7 protein-coding genes and 1 pseudogene are annotated in these 6607 nt (G+C 59.7%); 1 reads left to right on the top strand and 7 read right to left on the bottom strand.

The annotated features are described in order from the left end of the window. Positions 1–121: 121 nt before the first annotated feature. Positions 122–523, top strand: coding sequence for an acyl-CoA thioesterase (locus Q0341_RS06185; RefSeq protein WP_299511256.1), 402 nt, complete (start codon positions 122–124; stop codon positions 521–523). 78 nt (positions 524–601) lie between these two features. On the opposite strand, the gene Q0341_RS06180 is transcribed toward Q0341_RS06185, so the two are convergent. From Q0341_RS06180 to Q0341_RS06150, 7 genes and pseudogenes are all read right to left on the bottom strand, one after another. Further along, positions 602–1084: a thioesterase family protein gene (locus tag Q0341_RS06180; RefSeq protein ID WP_299511255.1), complete on the bottom strand. Its 483-nt coding sequence runs from the start codon at positions 1082–1084 to the stop codon at positions 602–604. Between the two features lie 197 nt (positions 1085–1281). Next, positions 1282–2043 (bottom strand): enoyl-CoA hydratase, encoded by a 762-nt coding sequence (locus Q0341_RS06175; RefSeq protein ID WP_299511254.1) that lies wholly within the window; start codon positions 2041–2043, stop codon positions 1282–1284. A 21-nt stretch (positions 2044–2064) separates the two neighbouring features. Next, complete coding sequence (locus Q0341_RS06170; RefSeq protein WP_299511253.1) at positions 2065–2508, bottom strand: DUF2147 domain-containing protein; 444 nt, start codon at positions 2506–2508, stop codon at positions 2065–2067. Positions 2509–2536: 28 nt separating this feature from the next. Beyond that, positions 2537–4348: an acyl-CoA dehydrogenase C-terminal domain-containing protein gene (locus Q0341_RS06165; protein ID WP_299511252.1), complete on the bottom strand. Its 1812-nt coding sequence runs from the start codon at positions 4346–4348 to the stop codon at positions 2537–2539. 48 nt (positions 4349–4396) lie between these two features. Next, positions 4397–5149: a TetR/AcrR family transcriptional regulator gene (locus Q0341_RS06160; RefSeq protein WP_299511251.1), complete on the bottom strand. Its 753-nt coding sequence runs from the start codon at positions 5147–5149 to the stop codon at positions 4397–4399. Positions 5150–5283: 134 nt separating this feature from the next. After that, positions 5284–5850 carry a shikimate kinase gene (locus Q0341_RS06155; protein WP_299511250.1) on the bottom strand — a complete coding sequence of 189 codons (567 nt, stop codon included), beginning with the start codon at positions 5848–5850 and terminating at the stop codon, positions 5284–5286. Between the two features lie 138 nt (positions 5851–5988). After that, positions 5989–6607 (bottom strand): annotated as a pseudogene (locus Q0341_RS06150) (type IV pilus secretin PilQ); the annotation flags it as partial.

Genomic DNA, 6607 nt, shown 5'->3' with positions numbered 1-6607 from the left:
TCATTTGTAACTGTTACTGATACTAACATCAACGATTGCAACAACACCTACAACAACCGTATACTCCTTGTCAATTACAGCTGTTACTGATAGCAACACATATTACTTATTGTTTTTTATCATGAATCCTCCAGAAAAAGTAGCTTTGCCCACCGATCAAGAGCTGGTGCTCAAGGTCATCCCCATGCCCGCCGACTGCAATGCCAGTGGCGACATTTTTGGCGGCTGGGTCATGGCCCAAGTGGACTTGGCGGGGGCTGTGTTGCCCGCGCGTCGCGTGCGCGGGCGCATGGTCACGGTGGCGGTGAACGAGTTCATCTTCAAACAACCGGTCAAAGTGGGCGACATCTTGTCGTTTTTCGCCCGGATTGTTCGGGTCGGCCGCACCTCCGTCACCGTCAAAGTCGAGGTGTTTGCCGAACGTTTTCAACTGCAAGGCCAATACATGAAGGTGACCGAGGCGAACCTGACCTATGTAGCGGTAGACGATCAAGGGCAGCCCCGGCCTGTTCCCGCAGAATAAGCCCAGCGCGGAACTCCCTTTGATTCTGTCTTCTCTTGGGGCTGTCCCGCGCTGCGCAGGAGCAGGCCATTTGCCAGATCAAGACACGATGTAAGCCGCAGCGCCGGTGGACATCAAGGTCCCATCGGGTCCACAAAACTCCATGCGCGACGACCCCACACGCGAGCCTACACGCAGGGCATGGGCAGTGATGGTGAAGTGCTCGCCAATGCCGGGGCGCAAGTAATCCACACGCAAGTCGATGGTGCCCAGCTTGGCAAAGCGCTCCAGGCGCTTTTCAGGGGGTTCCTCCATGTGCTTGGCCGCAAGCGCCGCCATGACGGCTGCGCTGCCGATCGCGTCCAGCACGGCGCTGATGACACCGCCATGGATGCGGTTGTAGGCAAAGTGCCCCACCAACTCGGGCCTCATGTCAATGCGGGCCTCCACCCCTTCGGGTGTCACCTTGACCAATTTCAGACCCAATGTCTTGTTGAAAACAATTTTTTCTTCGTAGATCTGGCGAAACCCCTCGATGTATTCAGGTTCAAGAACGACGGAGGTGTTGGAGCGATGGGGCATCTGGCGATTTTATCGGTGACCGCAGAAGTCCCCACAAGGCGTATTTGCAGGTCGGCGGCTTCAGCCCCGAAACGGGCCTAAGCTGAACCATTAGCGTCGGACCTGAAGGTGCCGACCTACGGGGAGCGACAGGGAGTGACGGGGAGAGCTGTGTCGGGGATCGAAGACCCCGGCACATGCCCGCCAAGGCCCAAGGCTTACAACTTCGAGAAATCCGGCTTGCGTTTTTCCATGAAGGCCCCAAAGGCTTCTTTGGCAGCAGGCTCGCGCAGCATGCGGCCAAAGCTTTGGCCTTCTTCGTCCATTTTTTGCAGCACGGCTTGGGTGTCGCCTTTCATCAAACGCTTGGTGGCGATCAATGAGCTCAAGGGTTTGGCGGCCAGTTTGCGGGCCTGCGCTTGGGCGTAGCCGTTGACTTCGGTGGGCGGCACCACGCGGTTGACCAAGCCAACCTCTTGCGCGGCTTCGGCAAAGAAGGGCTCGCCCATGAGCAGGGCTTCGGCGGCGCGGTGGTAGCCGAACATGCGCGGGGCCAGCAGGCTGGACGCCGCCTCCGGACACAAACCCAGATTGACAAACGGCATAGAAAAAGCGGCGTTGTCACCGGCATAGACCAGGTCGCAATGGAACAGCATGGTGGTGCCGATGCCCACCGCAGGCCCGGCCACGGCGGCGAGCAAAGGCTTTTCGAAAGTGGCGATGCCGCGCAAAAAACGGAACACGGGCGACTCTTGGGTGGTCGGCGGCTGGTTCAAAAAGTCGCCAATGTCGTTGCCCGCACTGAAGATGCTTTCGTGTCCCTGAAAGAGCACCACGCGAACGCTGGCATCGTCAGCGGCCTGCGCCACCGCATCGGCCATGGCCGCGTACATGGTCGAGGTGATGGAGTTTTTCTTGTCCAAGCGGTTGAAGGTGATGGTCATCACCCCCGCGTCAATGTGGGTCAGGATGTCAGACATGGTGTTCCTTGTGGTGTGGGTTTACTGAACCCGAATCCAGGTTTGCGTGCGGCCCAAAATAGGGGCACCAATGTAGCCCCGCACTTCCAGCTTTTTGCCGCCGTCGATCGGGGTCAGGCGCAGGCTGTAGTTTTTGCCATTCTCGGGATCGAGGATTTTCCCACCCTCCCACACCGCTTTGCCGTCACTTTGTTGACCGCCCCGGATGATTTCCATGCCGATTTTGGGTTTGTCTTTGCGGTCGTCGGTGCACAGGTTGCAGTTGGGTTCGGTGCTGGGGGTGGTCAGCAAAGAGCGCTCAACCACGCCCGAGAGGCCGCCCGCAGCCGTCTGGCTGATGCGGATTTCGGCTTTGGGCTGTTTGCTCTCATCGTCAATGCTGCGCCACAGGCCCACCGGGCTCATTTGGGCGTGGGCGGCCAAGCTCAACAGGCCGATGCTCAGGGTCAATGCGGTTTTGATCATGTCGTGTCTCCTAGGGTGGCAGTGAGTTTCAGGCCAACGCCGCGTCGGTGTCCATCAGCACATCGCTGCCGGCGCGGATGCGGCGCATCAGGCTCGAAGTTTCGGGCATCAGGCGGGTGAAATAAAAACGCGCGGTCTGCAGCTTGGCCTGATAGAAAGGGTCGGGCCGTTGGGCTTCCTCCTCGGCCTCGGCCAATTTGGCCAAAGCAATTTGCGCCGAGCGCGCCCAGAAGTAGCCCAACACCAAGTGGCCCACCACGCGCAGGTAATCCACCGCGGCAGCGCCTACTTCGTCGGCGTTGCTCATGGCTTTCATGCCGACTTCGCCGGTGAGTTGCGTGAGCTTTTGGCCCAGATCGGCCAGCGGCTTGATGAACTCGCCCATGGCTTCATTGGCCATTTCGGCCTTGACCAACTGCTCCACCAACTTGCCGAATTTCTTGAGCGTAGCGCCCTGGTTGCCCAGCACTTTGCGACCCAGCAAGTCGAGCGACTGGATGGTGTTGGTGCCTTCGTAAATCATGTTGATGCGGGCGTCGCGCACGAACTGCTCCATGCCCCACTCCTTGATGTAGCCGTGGCCGCCAAAGACTTGCTGACAGGCCGAAGTGGCTTCCCAGGCGTTGTCGGTGGTGAAGGCTTTGACGATGGGCGTGAGCAAGGCCACGACTTCGGCGGCCTCGGCACGCACGGCCTCGTCGGGGTGGTTGAGCTCTTTGTCGAGCAACAAGGCGCAGTAACAAGCCAGCGCGCGGCCGCCCTCGGCGTAGGCCTTGGCGGTCATGAGCATGCGGCGCACATCGGGGTGCACGATGATCGGGTCGGCTGGCTTGCCGGGGGCTTTGACGCCAGTCAGCGAGCGCATTTGCACGCGGTCTTTGGCGTAGGCCAGTGCGTTTTGGTAAGCCACTTCGGTCAGGCCCAGCGACTGGTTGCCCACACCCAAACGGGCTGCGTTCATCATCACGAACATCGCAGCCAAACCCTTGTTGGGTTGGCCCACCAGGGTGCCCACGGCTTCGTCCAACACCATCTGGCAAGTGGCGTTGCCGTGGATGCCCATTTTGTGCTCCAGGCCACCGCAGTAAATGCCGTTGCGCTCACCCATGCTGCCGTCGGCCGCCACGTTGAACTTGGGCACGATGAACAAGCTGATGCCTTTGCTGCCGGGAGGCGCGTCGGGCAAACGGGCCAGCACCAGGTGCACGATGTTGGGGGCCAGGTCGTGTTCGCCTGCGCTGATGAAAATCTTCTGGCCGCTCAACTTGTAGGTGCCGTCAGCCTGTGGCTCGGCCTTGGTGCGCAGCATGCCGAGATCCGTGCCGCAATGCGGTTCGGTCAGGCACATGGTGCCGGTCCACTCGCCGCTGGTCAGCTTGGGCAGGTACAGAGATTTCTGCTCGGGCGTGCCGTGTGCGTGCAAGCACTCGTAGGCACCGTGGCTCAAGCCCGGGTACATGGTCCAGGCCTGGTTGGACGAGTTGAGCATTTCGTAAAAACACTGGTTGACCACAAAGGGCAGGCCCTGACCGCCATATGCGGGGTCGCAACTGAGAGAGGGCCAGCCGCCTGCCACGTATTGCTCATAGGCCGCCTTGAAGCCATCGGGGGCTTTGACCTCGTGCGTGTCGCGGTTGAGCGTGCAGCCTTGGGTGTCCCCCGAGATGTTGATGGGGAACACCACCTCGGCGGCAAATTTGCCACCTTCTTCCAGCACCGCGTTGATGGTGTCGGCATCGGTGTCGGCGTGCTTGGGCAGCGCCTTGAGCTCGGCGCTCACGTTGAGCAATTCGTGCAAGACAAACTGCATGTCGCGAAGAGGGGGGTTGTAGACGGGCATGGGAGGCTCCTTGAATCGGTGGGCAATGAATGGAGATATCGAAAAAAATCAGTCGACCGCAGGTTTGCGGCGGGTTTTGGGCACAGCCAACAGCTTGGGTGTGCTCGCGGCAGCGGCAGCGGCAGCGCCTGCAGAAGTGGGCGCATTGGTGCTGGCGTAACGGGCCAAGATGTGCTGAAAGCCTTGACGAGCTCGGTCGGCGGCGCTGGGGTTGCGCAAAAAACGGGCTTCGTAGTGCAGCGCCAAAATCAGGCCATGGATTTCAAAAGCAATCTGGTGGGCATCAGCGGCGCGGCTGAGCTGGCCTTCAAGCTGGGACAGCTCCACCGCACGGCGCAAAGCGGTTTGCCAAGTGGACACCGAAGAGGCCAGCGCGTCACGCACCGGACCTGTGCGGTCATCGAACTCGACCGCGCCACTGATGTAGATGCAACCCGAGTCGATTTCTGCCGAGGTTTGCACCATCCAGTTGTCAAACATGGCCTGCAGACGCGGCACACCCCGAGGTTGCTGCATGGCGGCGTAAAACACTTCGGCCTCGAAGCGTTCGTGGTACTGGCGGATGACTGAAATTTGCAACTCTTCACGCGAGCCAAAATGTGCAAACACGCCCGACTTGCTCATGCCCGTGACCTCGGCCACAGCGCCAATCGACAGGCCTTCGAGACCAATTTGAGAGGCCAGGCCCAAGGCGGCATCGATGATCACGGCTTTGGTTTGTTGGCCCTTGATCAACACACGACGCCCCGTTTCAACGCCGGGTGCGCTGTCAGTTTTGTGGGTTAAGTTGATGCCGGTCATGGTGCTTAAAAAAGAACGATCGTTCTATTTTGCACCAATTTATGAACCTGAGTGCAACAACGCATCCATATCAGGGTAAATCGGGGTGGATTCAGCGCACAAACGGGTTTTTTTCGCGGCTTTGCCGCCGAAACTCAATCAAGCGGCTTGGAAAAACTGGGCGCAACCACGGGGGATGCCGTGACAGGCAGATGGCCCGCCAACTCCAGCTGCATGGCAATCATGTTCACCAAAGTGGCCACCGAAGGGCGGCCCGTCTCGATGACGAAATGCGCTGCTTCGCGGTACAAAGGGTCTCGCGCCTCGAACAGCGCACGCAAGCGCTGGAGCGGATCGTCCACCTGCAACAAAGGACGCGCCGTGTCGTGGCGCACCCTGCGATACACGTCTTCGGGCGTGGACCTCAAATAAATCACCTGACCACGTTCGTGCAGATGCCGGCGGTTGGCTTCACGCAAGACAGCACCGCCTCCCGTGGCAATGACCCCGTGGTGCGTCAGGGTCAGGTCATCGAGCACCTGCTGTTCGAGGTCGCGGAAACTGTCCTCGCCTTCACGCGCAAAAAACTCCCGGATCGAGCAGCCCAAACGGTGCTCAATGACATGGTCGGAGTCGACAAAGGGCATGCCCAAGCGGCGTCCCAGCTGTCTGCCAATGGTGGTTTTGCCTGAACCCGGAAGGCCCACAAAAATGATGCTCAAGGAAGTCTCACCCAGAAAAATCGACGTCGGCCCAAGGGTCCATGGACCCGGCGCTCAGAACATCTGAGTGTATTCGACCCGATTTTTCACACCGCCCCACAGCGCAAGGGGCAAGTGGCCTGACCCATGCCGCAGCCATCAGGGCGGCACCGGCACCTCCCCCGCACCGTCGGCCATGACCCGAGGCGTCAAGAAAATCAACAATTCGCTGTTGCGTCCCGCCTGATCGCGATTTTTAAACAACCAGCCCAGCACCGGCACATCCCCCAAGCCCGGCACCTTGGCCTCGTTGTTGCGGTCGGTTTCTTCGTAGATACCGCCCAGCACCACGGTGCCGCCGTCCTCCACGCGCACCTGGGTTTTGACGTGTTTGGTGTTGATGGCAAACCCAGCGGGGGTGATTTGACCCACACTGTCTCGGCTGACATCCACATCCAACACAACAGAACCGTCAGGAGTGATTTGGGGGCTGACTTCCAGTTTCAGATTGGCTTTGCGAAAAGTGATCGACGTGACCCCACTGGCCGAGGCAGTTTGGTAGGGCAACTCGGTGCCCTGTTCAATCAAAGCCTTGGTCTGATCCGATGTCACGACGCGAGGACGCGACACCACTTTGCCACGGCCATCGGCCTCCAGCGCAGAGATTTCGACATTGATAAAACGGTCCGCCGCCGCATTGAACAAAGACACCGCCATGTGCGCTGGCACACTGAGGGTCTGCCCTGCAGAACCCGCCGGCAAGTCAACCTGGTTGCCC

The sequence above is a fragment of the uncultured Limnohabitans sp. genome, assembly GCF_937889215.1.
GTDB lineage: Bacteria > Pseudomonadota > Gammaproteobacteria > Burkholderiales > Burkholderiaceae_C > Limnohabitans_A.
Note: the sequence above shows the minus strand (reverse complement) of the source record. Positions and strands in the feature narration are given on the sequence as shown.

Excerpts from the sequence above, each read along its gene's own strand:
- Q0341_RS06185 (WP_299511256.1), top strand. The coding sequence starts at position 122 with ATGAATCCTCCAGAAAAAGTAGCTTTGCCCACCGATCAAGAGCTGGTG.
- Q0341_RS06180 (WP_299511255.1), bottom strand. The coding sequence starts at position 1,084 with ATGCCCCATCGCTCCAACACCTCCGTCGTTCTTGAACCTGAATACATC.
- Q0341_RS06175 (WP_299511254.1), bottom strand. The coding sequence starts at position 2,043 with ATGTCTGACATCCTGACCCACATTGACGCGGGGGTGATGACCATCACC.
- Q0341_RS06170 (WP_299511253.1), bottom strand. The coding sequence starts at position 2,508 with ATGATCAAAACCGCATTGACCCTGAGCATCGGCCTGTTGAGCTTGGCC.
- Q0341_RS06165 (WP_299511252.1), bottom strand. The coding sequence starts at position 4,348 with ATGCCCGTCTACAACCCCCCTCTTCGCGACATGCAGTTTGTCTTGCAC.
- Q0341_RS06160 (WP_299511251.1), bottom strand. The coding sequence starts at position 5,149 with ATGACCGGCATCAACTTAACCCACAAAACTGACAGCGCACCCGGCGTT.